An 18,139-nucleotide genomic window follows, 5' to 3' on the forward strand; every position below is an offset into this window, starting at 1 on the left:
TTTACTTTTTAATGCGCCGAAAACTGGCATAACTGTCCAGCACGGCCGTAAGGAGGATGAAAAGTATCCAATAGCGGCGCCCAGTTAGCATGGCCCAGCTTGCGGGCAGCAGCATGGCGGCGCTGTATAGTAAAATGGTATTAACACGTTTATTGATGTCGTGACATACTGCTCTGTTGTATGCTCTTATGCCCAGCATAATCAGTGAGCCTCCGGCAAAAACCCAGGCGCCGTAATAAATGTCGCTTATGTGCATTAGCACACCTAAAAAAACAAGTGCCATCCCCAGGTAATAGACGACACTGAAAAATTTATAAATATTCATTGTAATGGTTTGTTATTCAATTAGGAGATGAAGAGGTACAACTTCTTTTAGTCAGTCTCTTCGACTACAAAAATCACCTCGCCTTTTTTCTTCATCAGGTACTCTTCACGGGCAAATTTCTCCAGGTTATCACGGCTACTTTGCAACTCCTCCATCTTACGGTTGTTTTGAGTAATTTCATCAATGTAATGTTGCTTTTCCTTCTCCAGCTGTTTGATACGCCGCGATAGTTGATAACGATCAATGAGGCTGTTCTGATCAAACAAGCCTATGTAAACAATAAATGCCACAGCAGCCAGAAAAAATTTATTACTGATGAGTGGCCTGATGTATGTTTTAAATTTTGATCGTTGCATTGGCTAAAGGTTTATACAAAGGTAATCTTTTATGTGCTAATAAAGCATAGCTATGCCTAAAATACACGTGCGCACTATGCGCTTTCCGTCCGTTTAATCCAGGATAGGGCAGCTTCATGCACTAATTTTAAAATAATCAAGGTGAGTGCTTTAAGTTTGTTATATAATTAGCTGTTGATTTTTGTTATGAGGAAAATAGTAATAGCAAAAGCGTATTCACATCTCCGTTCTTATATTGAGAATATTCATACTTGCTTTGAGCAGGATGGAGAATTGATTTGGGATGAGCGCAATAAAATTAAGCGAATAAAGATTCAAGACACAGATTTATGTGTCAAAGCTTATGGTAAGCCCACACTATTTAATCGGGTCATGTATTCCTATATTCGAAAGTCCAAAGCTCAACGTTCCTATAATTACGCGCGTCGTATGGCAGTTTTAGGTATTGATACGCCGGAGCCCATAGCTTATGTAGAAGTATATAATGCGTGCCATTATCTTACGCATTCCTATTTTATCTGCCGCTTCGAAGAGGTGGAATTCAGCTTTGCCGAAGTTTTAGATAGTAACTCCCCTGATAAGCATCCGATTGTTAGTGGGTTTGTTAATTATATGATTAATGGATTGCATGCCGCCGGAGTGTTTCATAAGGATTTTAACGGCACCAATGTATTGGTTAAAAACATGGGTCATAATCGCTATCAGTATCTGCTGATTGATTTGAATAGGGTACGTTTTAAAAGGCGAATTAATTACCACGAAGGCCTGCGTAATCTGCAGCAGATAAGCTCCAATCCCGAGTATTTAACCGTGCTGGCAAAATATTACGCGCATATTAAAAAGATCGACGAAGATGATACCATCTACGAGGTGATGTTTCTGAAGTCCTACCTTCGCCTTAAAAGACGTTATACGAAACGATTTTTGCACGCTCTCAAGTCAGTGGTGCAGCTGGCACATTAAGTGGGTGGGTTTCTATGATTCCCAACAATAAAGGCTCCAAATGTGGAGCCTTTATACCTTATCAAAATCAATAACAATGCTTATTCTGCAAGAAAAGGATATTTAAAGTCGTGAGGCGGAACAAAATTCTCTTTGATGGTGCGGGGGCTTACCCAGCGCATCAGGTTAATGGCCGATCCGGCTTTGTCATTAGTGCCCGATCCGCGTGACCCGCCAAAGGGCTGCTGTCCCACAACGGCACCCGTGGGCTTATCATTGATGTAGAAGTTACCGGCTGTATCTACCAGGCGTTTAGTGGCTTTCTCAATCACATATCGATCTTGAGCAAAGATACATCCCGTTAAGGCATAGATAGAGGTGGTATCCAATATGTCCATGGTTTCCTCAAATTGATTATCCTCATATACATAGATGGTTAACACCGGCCCAAAAAGCTCTTCTTGCATGGTTCTGTAGCGAGGATTGCTGGTTACAATAATGGTTGGCTCAATAAAATAACCCACCGACTTATCGTGGCCACCACCAATTACTACTTCAGCCTCGGGGCTGGCTTTGGCTTCATCAATGGCACTGGCCAGTAGGTCGAACGAGGTCTCATCAATCACTGCATTCACAAAATTACTGAAGTCCTCGGGAGGCCCCATCTTCACCTCTTTCATCTGCTCTTTCACCAGGCCTAAAATCTCTTTCCAGCGGCTGGCCGGCATATAGGCACGTGAGGCGGCCGAGCATTTCTGTCCCTGATACTCAAAGGCGCCCCGCACAATGGCTGTAGCTACCCCTTTGGCATCACACGATTTATGCGCCAGTATGTAGTCTTTACCACCCGTTTCACCAACGATGCGTGGGTAGGTCTTGTATTTTGCAATGTTATCACCTATGGCCTTCCAGGTGCTTTGGAATACACCTGTTGAGCCTGTGAAATGGAAACCGGCAAAGTCAGGGTGTGAAAATATCTCTTTAGCAGCTACCGGACCCGAGGCATATACCAGGTTAATAACGCCGTCGGGAACACCGGCTTCGCGGAATAGCTTCATGAGGAAATAGGCCGAGTAAACAGCAGTTTTTGATGGTTTCCACACGGTAACATTACCCATCATGGCCGGTGCGCTTTGCAGGTTACCTGCTATGGATGTAAAGTTAAATGGGGTGAGGGCGAAAACAAAACCTTCCAGCGGTCGGTATTCAACGCGATCCCATATGCCGGGTGCCGACTCGGGCTGACCGGCGTAAATCTCTGTCATGTATTGCACGTTGAAGCGGAAAAAGTCGGCCAGCTCACAGGCTGAGTCTATCTCGGCCTGAAAGGCGTTTTTGGACTGCCCCAGCATGGTAGCGGCATTAATCAGCTGGCGGTAGGGGCCTGCCAGCAGGTCAGCGGCCTTCAGGAAGATAGAGGCGCGATGCTCCCAGCTCAGGTTGGCCCATTTTTGTCGAGCCTTTAAAGCAGCATCAATGGCCTTGTGCACGTGCGTTTCATCGCCCTGATGATAATAACCAAGGGTGTGGGCGATCTCATGGGGTGGGTGAATGCGCTTTTTATTACCTGTTCGCACCTCTTCGCCGCCTATGAACATGGGGATGTCCAGTTCTTCGGAACGAAGTTTTTGCAGCATTTCTTTCAGCTCGGCTCTCTCGGGTGTTCCGGGAGCATAGCTTTTAATTGGCTCATTAACGGCCGGCGGTACTTGAAAAATTCCTTTTGGCATAGATTTATTTTTTCTGTTAGTAACTAGTTAATACAATAACGGATGAACCAGGCTTAATATCCCAATGTATCAGGATGATAACAAATCTATGAAATTCTAAAATCGATGTACATGAATTATGTCAGGGTTTGGTTGGTTTTTCATTTGTTCAATTTTATTTTTTTAAGGGTCAGATGGAACTCAATCCCCCTGTACTTTTTAACTTGGCAAATGCGTATAAATTAATCCCCCCTTTTCCAAGGGGGATAATCCAATTCAGCTAGTTGCATGACATATAATCAACATCATAACACTGACTTCCACAGGGAAGTCATCTGTGTTCATCGGCGAAATCTGTGGAGATAAATTCAATCCCCCTGAGGCGTTTGAGTTGTGGGCTGTTGATGATTCCATCCCCTATTTCCAAGGGTGATAAACTTTATTTAGTCAGTCAAAAGGCACATTATTACTGTTATAACACCTACTTTCCGTAGGAAAGTAATCTGTGTTCATCGGCGAAATCTGCGGACAGAAATTCAATCCCCCTGAGGCGTTTAGGTTGTGGGCTGTTGATAAATTAATCCCCCTTTTCCAAGGGGGATAATATTTTTCATCTGGTCAAAGCTTATGTAATCAACTCTATAACACTTACTTTTTGCTTAAAAGTCATCTGTGTTCATCGGCGAAATATGCAGACAAAAAAAGGCCATCTCTTACAAGACAGCCTTTTGAACGTATAAACTATGTGTAATGTTAGTTGGCGTTTGGCGTTAATTTTAAGCCAATTTCCATTGAGCGAGTAGAAGCTACGACTTCAGGTATGGCGACAAGGACAGGTTTTAGAAATAAATCAATTGTTCCTGCCATGTCAGCAGGTGCCTGAGCCTTAAGTAACTCAACGATCATGTTCACAAATGCTTCGTCCTCAAACATAGGAGCTACAGTTTGTAGCAAGGGTAGCAAGGTAGTTTCGTCCAGGTAGGCGATCATAGCACCTTGTTCGTCCGTTTTGTAAGTCAAAGGAATGCCTTCGCCCAACATGGGTGCAATTTGCTGAATTAAGGCAGCAATTGCCGCATTAGGATCAGTACTTTTTGTGCTTTTAGTGGCACTGGCAATGATTTGCCCGGGGTTCAGGTACAAACGAATATCACTTTCATTGGCAGTGTACATAGCAATGTTCAGGGGTGATGTTAACCATTCAGCTGCTTTCAGGCTGTCTTTGTATTCGGCCTGAATATTGCCGTTGGGTAAGAAGGAAACAGACTTAAGTACACCGCATAACATTTGCGGTATTGTTTGCTCTTCTATTTTGGTCATCATCATGATCAAGTTTAAAGCACTTTGCATATCCCATCCTTCAGGATTTCCCATAAACATGAAAGGATCAGCGTCCCAAAGAATATGAATAGGAGCATTATTCTCTCCTGTAATTACATTCCATGTAGTGCCATCCAAAGGCGTGGCGGGTAATTCAACGCTTAGGTTTAAGGTTAAGGCATCAGCACTTGCCTCACCTGTGTAGGTGATTGTTCGGCCGTTGGCCTCATCAGTGCCGGTAAATGTTACTTTGTCGCCGGTAATCACAACGTTTTCAACATTAAGTGTTGTGCTTGCTTCGCCAGGAATAATGCCCGGAGAGGCGATTCCTTCAGTGCTTTTGGTCTGTGCAGTCAGGTTTAAGGGCTCACCGGCTAATGTAATGGTGGCTTTAGTTACATCCGCTACATTGGGTGTATAAGTGATTTGTTTACCCAACATGGCAGCATCGTTGTATGTCAGCTGTAAGCCTGTGGCATCGGTATAAACCGTCTCTTCAACAGGACTAACAACCGGATCATCATCATCGCTACAAGCCGTAAAAACACTGGCTGTGAGCATAAAGCTCAAGGCATACAATAAATAATTCTTTTTCATCTTAATTGTAAATTTATATTTGAGGTACAAAAGTAAATTCTTCTCCTTCCTGCAATTATTTTTAATGGATGAAAGGGCGTTTTGGCTGTTTGAAACGATTATTCAAAGGTTAAGGTGAGAACTTCTCTAAAGGCATGTAGTATTTAAAACTAAAGGGAAATATATTCCACGTTTGCAAAAGATGTTTTTCCTCAGAAATAAGATTGGTCGGGGTAATTACATTATTTGGCAGCGGAAGAAAGGAAGAAAGTTTTGGCGCGTTCATATTGTTGTTGTTTGGGTTAGTTAAAATTAACAAAAAATTTTAAAGTTAAAGCGCTGATCGTCGGAGTTTTATGTTTGTTGGCTTTGTAAACAACAAATGATTAAAAAAGGGAGCAGACGAAATGCTGATTTCAACTTTGAAATCAAGTTCAGATTAACAGATGCGCCATAGTTCAAAGTAAACGGAGAAGGTTGAGTGCTGGCTGCAAGATATTGCAGTAATTATTTATTGTTTGATACTGTGCTTTAGTGAGTTGGAAATATTAACACCGATCAGCCGCTCATAGTTGTCGCTGAAGCTTTTATAGTACACATAGATGATATAGTCATTTTCAGTCTGTCCATAGTTACCTTCAAAGCGTTCTACTTCAGCGCGAGTAGTATTGTTTTCTAAAAACAGGTACTGGTAATTGTAAAACCCCTGCTTGAGTAGCAGTGTTGTCTCGTAGGTGTGGGTATTGAGGTTGTAGCGCATGCGGTTATTATCATTAAGCAGCCAATTGCTGAGGCCGCCAACAACATACAGATCTCCATCCACAAGAGGAGCTTGTAGCGGCAGTTTAAAATGAACGTAAGCATAGTCGGCTTCAATAGTCGCATCCGGATATTCCTTCACCTCAATGTAATATTTACCGTTGAAGTCCTCGCGGTAGAAATAGGGTTTCTTGCCCCTTAGGTTGTCGGGGAAGAGGGTGAAATGATAGTGGGGATCAAAAAATTCAATATTGGCAACATGCTCCGGAGCAAAGCGCGTGCTGCGTATATCGAGCCAGCGGTATTCGTTGCCGCCGTCGAATAGATTCTCATGGTTATACGAGTAATCCAGCTCCTGATGGCGGATGAACAGCGGTTTTAAGTCATCAATGCGATTATCCCAGCGGCCGTTTTGCTGCAATACCACTTTTACTTCATCGCGCGGGTTGTCGATGCGGAAGTTAGGATGTTGAATGCTGAAGTTTAGCTCTTGCATGGAAGCACGGTAATTGGCATTGCCGGTGTACTTGATGCGCGGAATAATGCTAACAGCTTGTTCGCTTACATAAAAAGGACGCACCAGAATAGGTTCGTCTTCGTAGCCCAGTTCAAAGATTTTAATAAGGTAGTTGCCCGATACTTTAAGCTTAATATCGTCGTTGGGAAAATCCAGTGTGTAATGGATGTAATCAAATGTTGTGTTAAACGAATAGGCATAGTCCTCTACGGCGTTGGGCATAAAACCGTCTATGTATTCGGTTTGCATCAGCCCCGAGGGTTCCCAATCGGAGGTGCAATGCACAATGCTGTATTGATAGTTTTTTGAGTCGTAGGCAAAGTCATCGAATTCCAGGGTAAGCTGTTCCTGGGGGTAAAGATTAATGATGGGGTAGGACATATTCCATCCTTTTTTATATACCTGTACGGTGTGTATATGACTAGCGGTTTGAGTGGGTATTTGACTTGTAGAGGCTTGTGTTGTAATATTTAAGGAGACTAGTATTGCAAGTAATAGTCCTTTTTTATTTAAAAAAAAAGATTTAAAACTCTTATATAAGGGATGAGGAAGATCAAATCGATTGAAATAAACCATGCTAATAATGTTTTTACAAATGCAATATATGCGGATTAGTGATAAATTTATGTATTTTTGCGCGTAAAAATAAAAAAACCGTTTTTCAAACATGTCAGAGGTAATAAAAATCAAGAGAGGTCTCGATATCCAGCTTGCCGGTAAAGCCGACAACGTTTTTGGACAGGCCGAATTACCCGATCTTTATGCTGTTAAGCCAACCGATTTTCACGGTTTGGTGCCTAAGATGGCAGCAAAAGTTGGGGACAAGGTGAAGGCGGGTACAGTTTTATTTTTCGACAAATACCGTCCGGAAATAAAATTTGTGTCACCAGTGAGTGGAGAGTTGGCCATGGTTAACCGGGGCGAACGCCGCAAAATCCTTGAAGTGGTCGTAAAAGCTGATGGTTCAGATGATAAGGAGCAGTTCGGTGCTGCTAATCCTGCTGATCTGTCAAAGGAACAAATCGTTGAAAAGCTTCAGGCCGCCGGTCTTTGGCCTTTTATCCGCAAGCGTCCTTACGATGTGATCGCCAATGCTAATGAAACACCTAAAGCCTTTTTCATCTCTGGTTTCGACAGTGCTCCCCTTGCGCCCGATATGGACTTTGTCCTATCCGGTCAGGAAAGTGCATTGCAAGCCGGTATTGAAGTAATCAAAAGGTTGTGTGATAACGTGCATGTGGGTGTGCCGAATAGCGCTGCTTCAAAAGCGTTTAGGAACTTGCAGGGGGTTACCGTGCATTCCTTCGAGGGGCCGCATCCTGCCGGTAATGTAGGTGTTCAAATACACCATACCCTGCCCATTAACAAAGGTGAGGTAGTATGGGTAACACAGCCGCAAGAGCTAATTGCCATTGGTAAGTTATTTTCCGAGGGCGTGTATGATGCCAACCGTATTGTAGTATTAGCCGGCAGCGAGGTAGAGAAAAAAGGTTATTACCGCACCAAGGTGGGTGCCAGTATTGCTCCCCTGGTGAAGGATAATGTTAAAACTGACGATAAACTTCGATATGTAAGTGGTAATGTGCTAACAGGTACGCAGGTAGATGCCGATGGTTATCTGGGTGCTTACCATTCGCAGGTAACCGTTATTCCTGAAGGCGACTATTATGAATTTATGGGATGGGCTATGCCCGGATTGGGTAAGTTCAGTGCCTCGCGTTCGTTCTTTAGCTGGATGTGTAAAAAGAAAGAATACCGTTTGGATGCCAATATGCATGGGGGGCTGCGTTCTTTCGTGGTGTCGGGTCAGTACGATCAGGTGTTGCCAATGGACATCCTGCCTGAGTTCCTTTTCCGTGCCATCCTGGTTGAAGACATTGATAAGATGGAGCAGCTGGGTATTTATGAGCTGGCTGAAGAGGATGTTGCCCTGTGTGAGTTTGTATGTACCTCGAAGCAGCCGCTTCAGGCCACGCTACGCAAAGGTATTGATTTGATGATTAAAGAGTTGAGTTAAAAAGTAGTCAGTAGTCAGTAGTGAGATGTTAGTACTCCATACTCATTACTTTGTACTCAATACAAATTAAAAAATATAACATTGAAAGCGTTAAGAAATTTATTTGATAACATCAAACCTCACGTTCAAAAGGGCGCGAAGTTTGAGAAGCTTCATTCGACCTACGATGCGCTGGAGACCTTATTCTTTGTTCCCAATACAACGAACAAAAACGGGGTTCATCTGCGCGACGCGGTTGATTTGAAACGTACCATGGCAATTGTGGTTATGGCATTAGTGCCGGCATTGCTGTTTGGTATTTGGAACACAGGCTATCAGCATTTCCTGGCCTTGGGGCAGGATGCCTCTTTTTGGGAGATGATCGGCCACGGAGCACTGAAAGTATTGCCCATCGTCATCGTTTCTTATGGTGTTGGTCTGGGTATTGAATTTATGTTTGCCCAAATTCGCGGACACGAAGTACAGGAGGGATTCCTGGTATCGGGTATGCTAATTCCTTTGGTGTTGCCCGTTGATATTCCCTTGTGGATGGTCGCAGTAGCTACTGCCTTTGCTGTTGTAATCGGTAAAGAGGTGTTTGGTGGTACCGGTATGAATATCTGGAACCCGGCGCTGGTAGCACGTGCCTTCCTGTTTTTTGCCTACCCATCAATGATGTCGGGCGATAAGGTTTGGGTATCAGGATTAGCGAAAGGCGAAGGCGTTGTTGACGGTTTCTCCGGAGCGACTGCCCTTGGTGATGCAGCAAGCGGTAACATGGCCAAATTTGCCGAAGGCGGTGCCTTTGATTTATGGCATAGCTTTGTGGGTATGATCCCCGGCTCTATTGGTGAAACATCTACTCTAGCCATCTTAATCGGTGCCATCATTCTTATTTATACAGGTATTGGAAGCTGGAAGATTATGGCTTCGGTATTTGCCGGTGGTTATGTGATGGGTCTGTTGTTTAACCTGTGGGGTGCCAATGAGTTGATGCAGGTAGATGCGCTTCATCACCTGTTATTAGGTGGTTTTGCCTTTGGTGCCGTGTTTATGGCTACCGATCCGGTATCGGCTACCCGCACTGAAAAAGGTAAGTGGATTTACGGCTTCCTGATTGGCTTCCTGGCCGTGATGGTGCGTGTGTTTAACCCGGCTTACCCCGAAGGAGTGATGCTGGCCATCTTATTGATGAACACATTTGCACCCTTAATCGACCACTATGTGGTACAGGGAAATATCAAACGACGTTTAAAAAGAGCTAAGGTAGCTGCCTAAATAATTAGAAAAATGGATAGACAAGGAAATACATATACCTTTCTGTACGCATCTGTTATGGTGATTGTGGTAGCGGCCATCCTGGCCTTTTTAGCACAATCGTTGAAGCCTATGCAGGATAAAAATGAGGCCGTGGCCAAGAAGATGGACATCCTGAAGTCGGTACAGATCGAGAGCACAGCCGCTAATGCTGTGGAGAAATATAATAAGTACATCGAAAATGCTTTTGTGCTTAATGCCAATGGCGAAAAGGTGGAAGGTGATGCTTTTACCGTGGACATGGCCAAAGAAGTAAAGAAGGGTGATGCAGAGCGTGCTTACCCTATTTACGAGTGTAAGCTCGACAACGGACAGACCAAATATATTATTCCTTTACGTGGTAAGGGACTGTGGGGACCCATCTGGGGCTATGTGTCGCTGGATGAGGATAAGAACACAGTTTACGGTGCTACCTTTGGTCATAAAGGTGAAACACCGGGACTGGGTGCTGAAATTACCACCGATATGTTCCAAAAGCCTTTCACCGGCAAGAAGCTGTTTGATCAGGGCGGTGATTTTGCCTCCATTGAAGTGGTTAAGAAGGGTCAGTCGCAGGGCGATCCGCACAAAGTGGACGGTATCTCGGGTGGTACCATCACCAGTGTGGGTGTGGGTACCATGTTAGAAGACTGCCTGAGTGGTTATGAAAAGTTTTTAAAGAACTAAATTATTGTGACGATGAGTAGTGAAAAAGAACCTTTGTTCTCAGCCAAGAATCTGAAGCTGATTACAACTCCTCTGGGAGCACAAAACCCCATTACCATTCAGGTGCTGGGTATCTGTTCTGCCCTGGCAGTAACAGTTAAATTAGAGCCGGCAATTGTATTGTCCATCTCTGTTATGTTTGTAACGGTTTTCTCTAACCTGATTATATCATTGCTGCGTAACACCATCCCTTCACGTATTCGTATTATCGTGCAGCTGGTGGTAGTAGCCTCATTGGTAATTATTGTAGACCAGGTACTGAAAGCCTTCGCCTATGAAGTGAGCTTGCAGCTCTCGGTATTCGTAGGGCTGATTATTACCAACTGTATCATCATGGGACGTCTAGAAGCCTTTGCCCTGGGTAATAAGCCCTGGCCGGCCGTGCTGGACGGTATTGGTAACGGTGCCGGTTACGGTTTTATCCTGATTGTGGTAGCTTTCTTCCGTGAGTTGTTAGGAACCGGTTTCCTGACATTGCCCGGACTGGGAGCCATGCAGGTGATTCCCGATGTATTTTATCAGTGGGGATATGCCAATAATGGTTTCATGATTTTGCCTCCTATGGCTTTGATCGTGGTGGGTATCATCATCTGGGTACAACGTTCACGTAATAAAGATTTGATAGAATCGTAATTGTAAAAAAGCAGAAAAATGGATTATATAAATATATTTATCCGGTCAATCTTTATTGATAACATGGTATTCGCCTACTTCTTTGGTATGTGTTCCTACCTGGCGGTATCAAAAACCGTGAATACCTCTTTCGGTCTTGGATTGGCTGTAACCTTTGTACTAAGTATCACGGTGCCTGTTAACTATTTGCTTAACGACTATGTGTTGAGCGAAGGCGCTTTGGTATGGTTAGATAATTTACTGGGTGTGAAAGAACCGCTTTTTGCTGAGTTCGACCTTAGCTTCTTAAGCTTCATCATGTTTATTGCTGTGATTGCCTCTATGGTGCAGCTGGTAGAGATGGTGGTTGAGAAATTCGCCCCTACACTATACTCACAACTGGGTATCTTCTTGCCGTTGATTGCTGTAAACTGTGCCATCCTGGGTGGTTCATTATTTATGCAAGAGCGCGAATATGCTAACCTTGGCGAAGCCACTGTATTTGGCGTAGGCTCGGGTATTGGTTGGTTACTGGCGATTGTTGGTATTGCTGCCATCCGCGAAAAGATTCAGTACTCGGATATTCCGGCTCCTTTACGTGGCCTGGGCATCACGTTTATTGTAACCGGACTGATGGGTGTGGCATTTATGAGTTTCATGGGAATTCAGTTGTAATAAGAAAAACGTAGAGAAAATGACATTATTAGCAGTTGATAGTACGATGGTGATTCTAACCAGTGTGGCAATATTCCTCTTGGTGATATTGGCACTGGTATCCATCCTGTTGTACGCTAAGAAAAAACTAATGCCATCGGGCGAAGTAACCATCAATATCAACGATGGCGAAAAAGAATTGGTGGTAGAGCCCGGTCAAACCTTGCTTTCGGCTTTGGGTAGTAATAAAATCTTCTTGCCATCGGCTTGTGGTGGTGGTGGTACTTGTGCCATGTGTCGCTGTCAGGTGGATAGCGGTGCCGGTTCAATCCTGCCTACCGAAACAGGCTATTTCACCCGTAAGGAGCAAGCGAATAACTGGCGTTTGGCCTGTCAGGTGAAGGTAAAAGAAGATATGACCATGCAGATCCCACAAGAAGTGATGGGCATCAAAAAATGGGAGTGTGAAGTGGTTTCTAACAACGGGCAGGCTACTTTTATTAAGGAGTTTGTAGTGAAGTTGCCCGAGGGTGAAACCTTGGACTTTAAATCGGGTGGTTACATCCAGATTGACGTGCCTAAGATTGATGTGGACTTCAAGGATATGATTATTGAGGATGAATACCGTGGCGAATGGGAGAAATTCGGCCTGTTCGACCTTAAGATGAAGAATCCGGAGCCTACTTACCGTGCCTACTCAATGGCCAACCACCCAGCCGAGGGTAATATTGTAATGCTGAACATCCGTATTGCAACGCCTCCGTTCGACCGTGTGGCCGGTGGTTTCCAAAAGGTGAATCCAGGGGTTTGTTCGTCTTTTATCTTCTCGCGCAAGCCGGGTGATAAAGTGACCGTTTCAGGGCCTTATGGTGAGTTCTTTATTAAGGAGACCGATAATGAGATGATGTTTATTGGTGGTGGTGCCGGTATGGCACCTATGCGTTCGCATATCTTCCACCTTTTCCACACCGTGAAAACCGGTCGTAAGGTGACATTCTGGTATGGTGCCCGCTCGAAGAAAGAGATATTCTATGAAGATCATTTCCGCGCCATCGAGAAAGAGTTCCCGAACTTTAAGTTTACCATTGCACTGTCTGAGCCGCTTCCGGAAGATAACTGGGAAGGTTCAACAGGCTTTATCCACCAGGTGATTCATGACGAGTACTTGAGCAAGCATGAAGAGCCCGAAGATGTGGAATACTACTTATGTGGACCGCCGATGATGAACGACGCAGTAACCAAAATGCTGTACGATCTGGGTGTGCCCGATGAGATGGTTGCCTTTGATGATTTCGGATCGTAGATAATATTTAAAAGCCCCTTGATTGGGGCTTTTTTATGCAGTTAAGTGAGTGAAACGTTCCAATGCTTTGTTTTAATAGGAAATATGATTTTTAGCTCGCATATTGCAATAGAGTAATATACGTTTAGATGCGTATTAGTTAAAATTATTTATCTTCGTTTTCTTTTTTTAAAATAAATAGCTACTGTTATACATTTTTGATGAAGCTGTTAAGACAAATATTGTTCACTTTGGTGCTCCTAATTATTTTGGGGCATTCTTCACTGGCACATTCTCATGAGCAATGTGAAAGTCTGCAGCAGATTGAATTGCCTGAAAAAACGGGATTTCTATATTTTTTAGATGTAGTTGTTAACAGCAATACAGGCAACTATCATTTAGAGGACTATCGACAAAAACGTTTTGTTTTAAAAGCATCATCGGCGCTGGAAACTGCACTCGCTATCAATGCGGTGCGCAAAGAGCCACCGCTAATAGAGGAGTCTGTCTTTTATCCGTTTTATCTATTTCCTTTTAGTCCAGACTTTCATTTTTATTCGGTTTACAGCTTAAGAGGTTCGCCTTGTTAAATGCTTATAATTAACTTTTATACCTTTTGTAGGTTGAAGATTTATATAAGTGTTTAAAATCTTGTTTACTATACAAACCTTGTTGTAAATTGCAAAGTAGCAAGGTGTAAATCGAAAAATATGCTAAGTAAAATTATTGGATATAGCGTTCGGCATAAGCTGATCGTTATATTATTTACCTTAACAATTGTGGGGGCAGGGATCTATTCAATAGTGAATATTCCCATTGGTGCCGTGCCCGATATTACCAATAACCAGGTACAGGTCATCACTACTTCATCCAACCTTTCCACGCAGGAAATTGAGCAGTTCATAACGGCTCCGGTAGAGTTGGAGATGGCCAACCTTCCGGGTGTTGAAGAAATACGATCGGTCTCAAAATTTGGATTGTCGGTGGTGACTGTTGTGTTTAACGATCAGATTGGCACATTTTTACCACGTCAGCTGATTGCAGAGAAAATTAAATCTGCAACCGCCAATATTCCTGCTGGCTTTGGCGAGCCCGAGATGGGTCCTATTACTACCGGACTGGGGGAGATCTACCAATATGTATTGGATGTAAAGCCCGGGTATGAAGATCGCTACTCGGTAATGGATTTGCGTACCATCCAGGACTGGATTGTTGCACGACAACTATCGGGCATCGATGGGGTGGTTGAAGTCAATAGCTGGGGAGGCTATCTCAAACAGTTTGAAATTGCAGTTAATCCGGAGCAGTTAGCCAGTCTGGATATTAGCTTGATGGACGTGTTTACCGCCCTTGAAGCCAATAATAGTATATCGGGGGCTTCGTACATCGAGAAAAGCAACCAGAGCTATTTTATCAGAGGTGATGGCCTGGTGAAATCCATTGAAGACATTCGACAAATTGTGATTAAAAACCGCAATGGTGTACCGGTGCTTATCAGTCATGTGGCAGATGTCAAGCTGGGGCATGCCAACCGCTATGGCGCCATCACAGCCAATGGAAGTGGAGAAAAAGTGCTGGGCCAAATCATGATGCTGAAAGATGCTAACTCTAAAGAGGTGATTAAGGCGGTTAAGCAGCGTGTTGACGAAGTGCAGGCGAGTTTGCCCGAGGGTGTTTTCATCAATCCTGTGCTGGAGCGGAGCGAGCTCATCGGAAAAACAACGTTTACCGTGATTGAGAACCTGGTGTTTGGGTGTATCATCGTTATATTCATCGTTTTTCTAATATTGGGGAATCTTCGTTCGGCTTTAGTAATTGGTTCCATGATTCCGCTATCCTTACTGTTTACCTTGTCCATGATGTATGTGTTTGGGGTGGATGCCAACCTGATGAGTTTAGGGGCGCTCGATTTTGGTATTATTATCGATGGAGCTGTTATTATTGTTGAGTTTATTGTTATTCAGCTCTCTCAAAAAAGAGGAGCAGTGGCCAAAGGATCACCTGATGAGAAGCAATCGTTAATGGATGATTTGACTTTTACAGGGGCTTCTAAAATGATGAATTCCGCCATCTTTGGTCAGGTCATTATTCTTATTGTGTTTATTCCTATTTTGGTACTCACCGGTGTGGAAGGGAAAATGTTTCGTCCCATGGCGCTGTCTTTCAGCTTTGCCATTATAGGAGCCATGATTTTAGGTTTGACCTGGTTACCCGTTGCTGCTTCTTTGTTTCTTAAACCAGAAACCACTAAAAAAAATAAACTCACCCGTTTGCTAATGTCGGCCGCCTATCGTTCTTACGAACCGGTCATCAGGTGGGCTTGTTGCCACAAAAAAGCCGTGCTGGGTTTCTCACTGGTGGCCTTGCTTGGCACAGGCATTCTGTTTGCCCGCATGGGGGGCGAGTTTGTTCCAACCCTGGATGAAGGAGATTTTGTTATTCAGCCGGTCTTAAAAACGGGAACGTCTTTATCTAAAACCATCGAGATGACCACCCGCATGGAACAGATTTTAAAGAATAAGTTTCCCGAAGTGAATCAAATTGTCTGTCGCATTGGTGCGGCAGAAGTACCCACCGACCCCATGTCGATGGAGGAGATTGATATGATTATTAAGCTCCACCCAAAAAGCGAATGGACTTCGGCTGATTCCAAGGAAGAGCTGGCTGAGCTATTTAAGGAAGCCCTTTCTGTTATTCCCGGCGTTGAATACGAGTTTACACAACCTATTGAAATGCGATTTAATGAGTTGATAACCGGCGTGCGCGCAGATATAGCGATTAAAATATTTGGAGAAGATCTGAATTATTTGGATGCCAAAGCCAATGAAATAAAGCAGCTTATTGAGGGTGTGCCGGGAGCCGCTGATATTATTCTCGAAAAAACAGTGGGCTTACCGCAAATGAGTGTGGCCTATAATCGCAGTAAAATCGCCTATTACGGAGCCGACATTGCTACCCTTAACCGTTACCTCACCATGGCTTTTGGTGGTGAAACAACGGGCCTTGTATTCGAAGGGGAGAAACGTTTCGATATGGTGGTGCGCCTGCCTGAGCATAACCGAAAAGAGCTGGGTGATATTGAAGATCTTTTGGTGCCATTGAATAGCGGCCATCAGGTGCCATTGAAAGAGTTGGCCACCATTACCATTGGTCAGGGACCGGCGAAAATATCCAGAGAGAATACCAGCCGGCGTGTCGTGGTGAGTGTGAATGTGCGCAACCGTGATTTGAAATCAGTAGTGGCTGACATTGATCAATTGATTGAGGAACAGGTGAGCTTACCTCCAGGCTATTATATTCAAATTGGCGGACAGTTCGAAAACCTTAAAAATGCGACTAGAAGGCTACTTTTTGCCGTGCCTTTAGCCTTGGCGCTGATCTTCATTTTTCTTCACTTTGCTTTTAATTCCCTGCGCGATGCCTTCCTGATTTTCACAGCTGTTCCCTTGTCCACCGTTGGTGGGGTGGTGGCCCTATGGCTCAGAGATATGCCTTTTAGTGTTTCAGCAGGTATTGGGTTTATTGCCCTGTTTGGTATAGCGGTGCTCAACGGTATTGTATTAATAGAGCATCTCAAAGAGTTAAAACTCAATGGCAATACTAAAGATACACGTACCTTAATTATTTTGGGAACAAAAAACAGGTTGCGCCCCGTTATGCTCACGGCCTCCGCAGCCGCTATGGGTTTCTTGCCAATGGCCATTTCAACAGGGGCCGGAGCCGAAGTGCAGCGTCCACTGGCAACGGTTGTCATTGGCGGATTGTTCACGTCCACAATTCTAACCATGGTGGCTTTACCACTGTTGTTCGAAATATTCTACAACGTGAAGCGCATTAGTCTGTTTCCTTTCCGCATTATCAGAAAAGAAGCCGTATCGTTAGCGCTGCTTTTTATGGCAGGTAGTGTTGTTTGTGCCCAAAGTAATCGAACTGGCGAGCTTAGTCTGGAGCAGGCGGTGGCCATTGCCCTCGAAAATAATCAAGAGCTGGCCGCCTATCAGTTGCGCATTGAAGAAAGTGAGCACCTGGCAGCTACCGCTTATGCAATTGATAAAACCCAGCTCTACTATGAGCGGGATGCGAATAATATCGCTGCCAATGGTCATCCTTTAAATGTGTTGGGAGTAGAGCAAAGTTTTAGCTTTCCAACCGTTTATGGTACACAAAAAAAAGCGAACAATATTCGCACCCAGTTGGTGGAAAAGGACTACGAAAAACAGAAGCTTCAAGTGGTGAAAGAGGTGTCGCAGGTTTACCATGCCATCGTCTATCTGCAAAACAGAAAAGAGCTTTTATCGCAGGTGGACAGCGTGTATGCCGATTTCTCTGTAAATGCAGAAGAGCGTTTTGCGATGGGTGCCATCAGTCAGGTTGAGAAATTAAATGCACTCGCCAAGCATCAGCGCATACGAACCGTAGTAACAAAATTGAATTATGATCTCGAGATCGCCGGCGAGCAATTTAATACATTGTTGCAGACCGATAGTGTGTTAACCGTGCCGGCTCAGCCCCTTCGCTTGTTAGCGCTTCAGGCTTTTCAACCCGAGCAGAGCATTGAGCTGGCTAAGCTGATGCAGCAGGAGCAGCACCAGAATGCGCTATTGCGTGTTGAGAAACACAAGTTGCTGCCCGATATTTCCTTGGGCTATTACAACGGTACCAACTCACATGCAGGAGCCGACAATTATTCCGGGGTTTACGCAGGTGTATCCATTCCTTTGTTTTTTGGGGAACAACGCGCTCGAATTAAAGCGGGTAAGCTAGGTGTTGAAATTAGTCAGAAAATGCAGGCTCATTACCGACGTTCCTTAACCAGCACCTACCGTAACCTGCAGTCCGAACTGCTTAAATATCAAGGGGCGATAAGCTACTTCGAAGAGACTGGACTGACTTTGAGTCAAGAACTGCTAAAATCTGCCAACATGAGTTATGAGCTGGGTGATATGAGTGTTCTGGAATTCATTATGACTGTGGAGAATGCCCTGCAATTAATGCAGGATTATTATGAGAATATTTATAAGTATAACAACCTGGTGCTGGAGCTTAACTACCTTCAGTAAAATAAATTT

The 18,139-nt window shown here is 44.1% G+C and carries 14 protein-coding genes; 9 read left to right on the forward strand and 5 right to left on the reverse strand.

Annotation, left to right across the window (positions count from 1 at the left end; all coding sequences use genetic code 11):
• Position 1 precedes the first annotated feature (1 nt).
• Positions 2–325, reverse strand: coding sequence for a hypothetical protein (locus tag ACRD7A_RS15525; RefSeq protein WP_430812050.1), 324 nt, complete (start codon positions 323–325; stop codon positions 2–4).
• Between the two features lie 47 nt (positions 326–372).
• Complete coding sequence (locus ACRD7A_RS15530) at positions 373–681, reverse strand: FtsB family cell division protein (RefSeq protein WP_430812051.1); 309 nt, start codon at positions 679–681, stop codon at positions 373–375.
• A gap of 186 nt (positions 682–867) precedes the next feature.
• Between ACRD7A_RS15530 and ACRD7A_RS15535 the strand changes: the two genes are divergently transcribed.
• Positions 868–1,644 carry a lipopolysaccharide kinase InaA family protein gene (locus tag ACRD7A_RS15535; protein WP_430812052.1) on the forward strand — a complete coding sequence of 259 codons (777 nt, stop codon included), beginning with the start codon at positions 868–870 and terminating at the stop codon, positions 1,642–1,644.
• Between the two features lie 80 nt (positions 1,645–1,724).
• Here ACRD7A_RS15535 and pruA read toward each other — a convergent pair whose 3' ends face one another.
• The 3 genes from pruA to ACRD7A_RS15550 all read right to left on the reverse strand — a co-directional run bounded on the left by pruA (position 1,725) and on the right by ACRD7A_RS15550 (position 7,173).
• Positions 1,725–3,353, reverse strand: coding sequence for an L-glutamate gamma-semialdehyde dehydrogenase (gene pruA / locus ACRD7A_RS15540; RefSeq protein ID WP_430812053.1), 1,629 nt, complete (start codon positions 3,351–3,353; stop codon positions 1,725–1,727).
• A gap of 732 nt (positions 3,354–4,085) precedes the next feature.
• Positions 4,086–5,249 carry a DUF4925 domain-containing protein gene (locus tag ACRD7A_RS15545; RefSeq protein ID WP_430812054.1) on the reverse strand — a complete coding sequence of 388 codons (1,164 nt, stop codon included), beginning with the start codon at positions 5,247–5,249 and terminating at the stop codon, positions 4,086–4,088.
• Positions 5,250–5,739: 490 nt separating this feature from the next.
• On the reverse strand, positions 5,740–7,173 hold the full coding sequence (locus tag ACRD7A_RS15550) for a type IX secretion system plug protein (RefSeq protein ID WP_430812055.1): 1,434 nt from the start codon (positions 7,171–7,173) through the stop codon (positions 5,740–5,742).
• Between ACRD7A_RS15550 and ACRD7A_RS15555 the strand changes: the two genes are divergently transcribed.
• The 8 genes from ACRD7A_RS15555 (at position 7,172) to ACRD7A_RS15590 (ending at position 18,130) form a co-directional block, all read left to right on the forward strand.
• A complete protein-coding gene (locus ACRD7A_RS15555; protein WP_430812056.1) occupies positions 7,172–8,521 on the forward strand; it encodes a Na(+)-translocating NADH-quinone reductase subunit A in 1,350 nt (449 codons plus the stop codon). The two genes, ACRD7A_RS15550 and ACRD7A_RS15555, sit on opposite strands and share 2 nt — an antisense overlap.
• A gap of 81 nt (positions 8,522–8,602) precedes the next feature.
• The gene (locus ACRD7A_RS15560; protein ID WP_430812057.1) at positions 8,603–9,778 is read left to right on the forward strand and encodes an NADH:ubiquinone reductase (Na(+)-transporting) subunit B; all 1,176 of its coding nucleotides are present in this window, start codon (positions 8,603–8,605) and stop codon (positions 9,776–9,778) included.
• A gap of 12 nt (positions 9,779–9,790) precedes the next feature.
• Positions 9,791–10,483: an NADH:ubiquinone reductase (Na(+)-transporting) subunit C gene (gene nqrC / locus ACRD7A_RS15565; protein ID WP_430812058.1), complete on the forward strand. Its 693-nt coding sequence runs from the start codon at positions 9,791–9,793 to the stop codon at positions 10,481–10,483.
• A 12-nt stretch (positions 10,484–10,495) separates the two neighbouring features.
• Positions 10,496–11,155 carry an NADH:ubiquinone reductase (Na(+)-transporting) subunit D gene (locus ACRD7A_RS15570; protein ID WP_430812059.1) on the forward strand — a complete coding sequence of 220 codons (660 nt, stop codon included), beginning with the start codon at positions 10,496–10,498 and terminating at the stop codon, positions 11,153–11,155.
• An 18-nt stretch (positions 11,156–11,173) separates the two neighbouring features.
• A complete protein-coding gene (nqrE, locus tag ACRD7A_RS15575; protein ID WP_430812060.1) occupies positions 11,174–11,809 on the forward strand; it encodes an NADH:ubiquinone reductase (Na(+)-transporting) subunit E in 636 nt (211 codons plus the stop codon).
• Positions 11,810–11,828: 19 nt separating this feature from the next.
• Positions 11,829–13,091: an NADH:ubiquinone reductase (Na(+)-transporting) subunit F gene (gene nqrF, locus ACRD7A_RS15580; RefSeq protein ID WP_430812061.1), complete on the forward strand. Its 1,263-nt coding sequence runs from the start codon at positions 11,829–11,831 to the stop codon at positions 13,089–13,091.
• Positions 13,092–13,291: 200 nt separating this feature from the next.
• Positions 13,292–13,660: a hypothetical protein gene (locus tag ACRD7A_RS15585; protein ID WP_430812062.1), complete on the forward strand. Its 369-nt coding sequence runs from the start codon at positions 13,292–13,294 to the stop codon at positions 13,658–13,660.
• 120 nt (positions 13,661–13,780) lie between these two features.
• Positions 13,781–18,130 carry a CusA/CzcA family heavy metal efflux RND transporter gene (locus ACRD7A_RS15590; RefSeq protein ID WP_430812063.1) on the forward strand — a complete coding sequence of 1,450 codons (4,350 nt, stop codon included), beginning with the start codon at positions 13,781–13,783 and terminating at the stop codon, positions 18,128–18,130.
• The last annotated feature ends 9 nt before the right edge of the window (positions 18,131–18,139 follow it).

The organism is Carboxylicivirga longa (assembly GCF_050589825.1).
Taxonomy (GTDB): Bacteria; Bacteroidota; Bacteroidia; order Bacteroidales; family Marinilabiliaceae; genus Carboxylicivirga; species Carboxylicivirga longa.

Coding starts and splice junctions, on each gene's coding strand:
- ACRD7A_RS15525 (WP_430812050.1), bottom strand. CDS start 325: ATGAATATTTATAAATTTTTCAGTGTCGTCTATTACCTGGGGATGGCA.
- ACRD7A_RS15530 (WP_430812051.1), bottom strand. CDS start 681: ATGCAACGATCAAAATTTAAAACATACATCAGGCCACTCATCAGTAAT.
- ACRD7A_RS15535 (WP_430812052.1), top strand. CDS start 868: ATGAGGAAAATAGTAATAGCAAAAGCGTATTCACATCTCCGTTCTTAT.
- pruA (WP_430812053.1), bottom strand. CDS start 3,353: ATGCCAAAAGGAATTTTTCAAGTACCGCCGGCCGTTAATGAGCCAATT.
- ACRD7A_RS15545 (WP_430812054.1), bottom strand. CDS start 5,249: ATGAAAAAGAATTATTTATTGTATGCCTTGAGCTTTATGCTCACAGCC.
- ACRD7A_RS15555 (WP_430812056.1), top strand. CDS start 7,172: ATGTCAGAGGTAATAAAAATCAAGAGAGGTCTCGATATCCAGCTTGCC.
- ACRD7A_RS15550 (WP_430812055.1), bottom strand. CDS start 7,173: ATGTTTGAAAAACGGTTTTTTTATTTTTACGCGCAAAAATACATAAAT.
- nqrC (WP_430812058.1), top strand. CDS start 9,791: ATGGATAGACAAGGAAATACATATACCTTTCTGTACGCATCTGTTATG.
- ACRD7A_RS15570 (WP_430812059.1), top strand. CDS start 10,496: ATGAGTAGTGAAAAAGAACCTTTGTTCTCAGCCAAGAATCTGAAGCTG.
- nqrE (WP_430812060.1), top strand. CDS start 11,174: ATGGATTATATAAATATATTTATCCGGTCAATCTTTATTGATAACATG.
- nqrF (WP_430812061.1), top strand. CDS start 11,829: ATGACATTATTAGCAGTTGATAGTACGATGGTGATTCTAACCAGTGTG.
- ACRD7A_RS15585 (WP_430812062.1), top strand. CDS start 13,292: ATGAAGCTGTTAAGACAAATATTGTTCACTTTGGTGCTCCTAATTATT.
- ACRD7A_RS15590 (WP_430812063.1), top strand. CDS start 13,781: ATGCTAAGTAAAATTATTGGATATAGCGTTCGGCATAAGCTGATCGTT.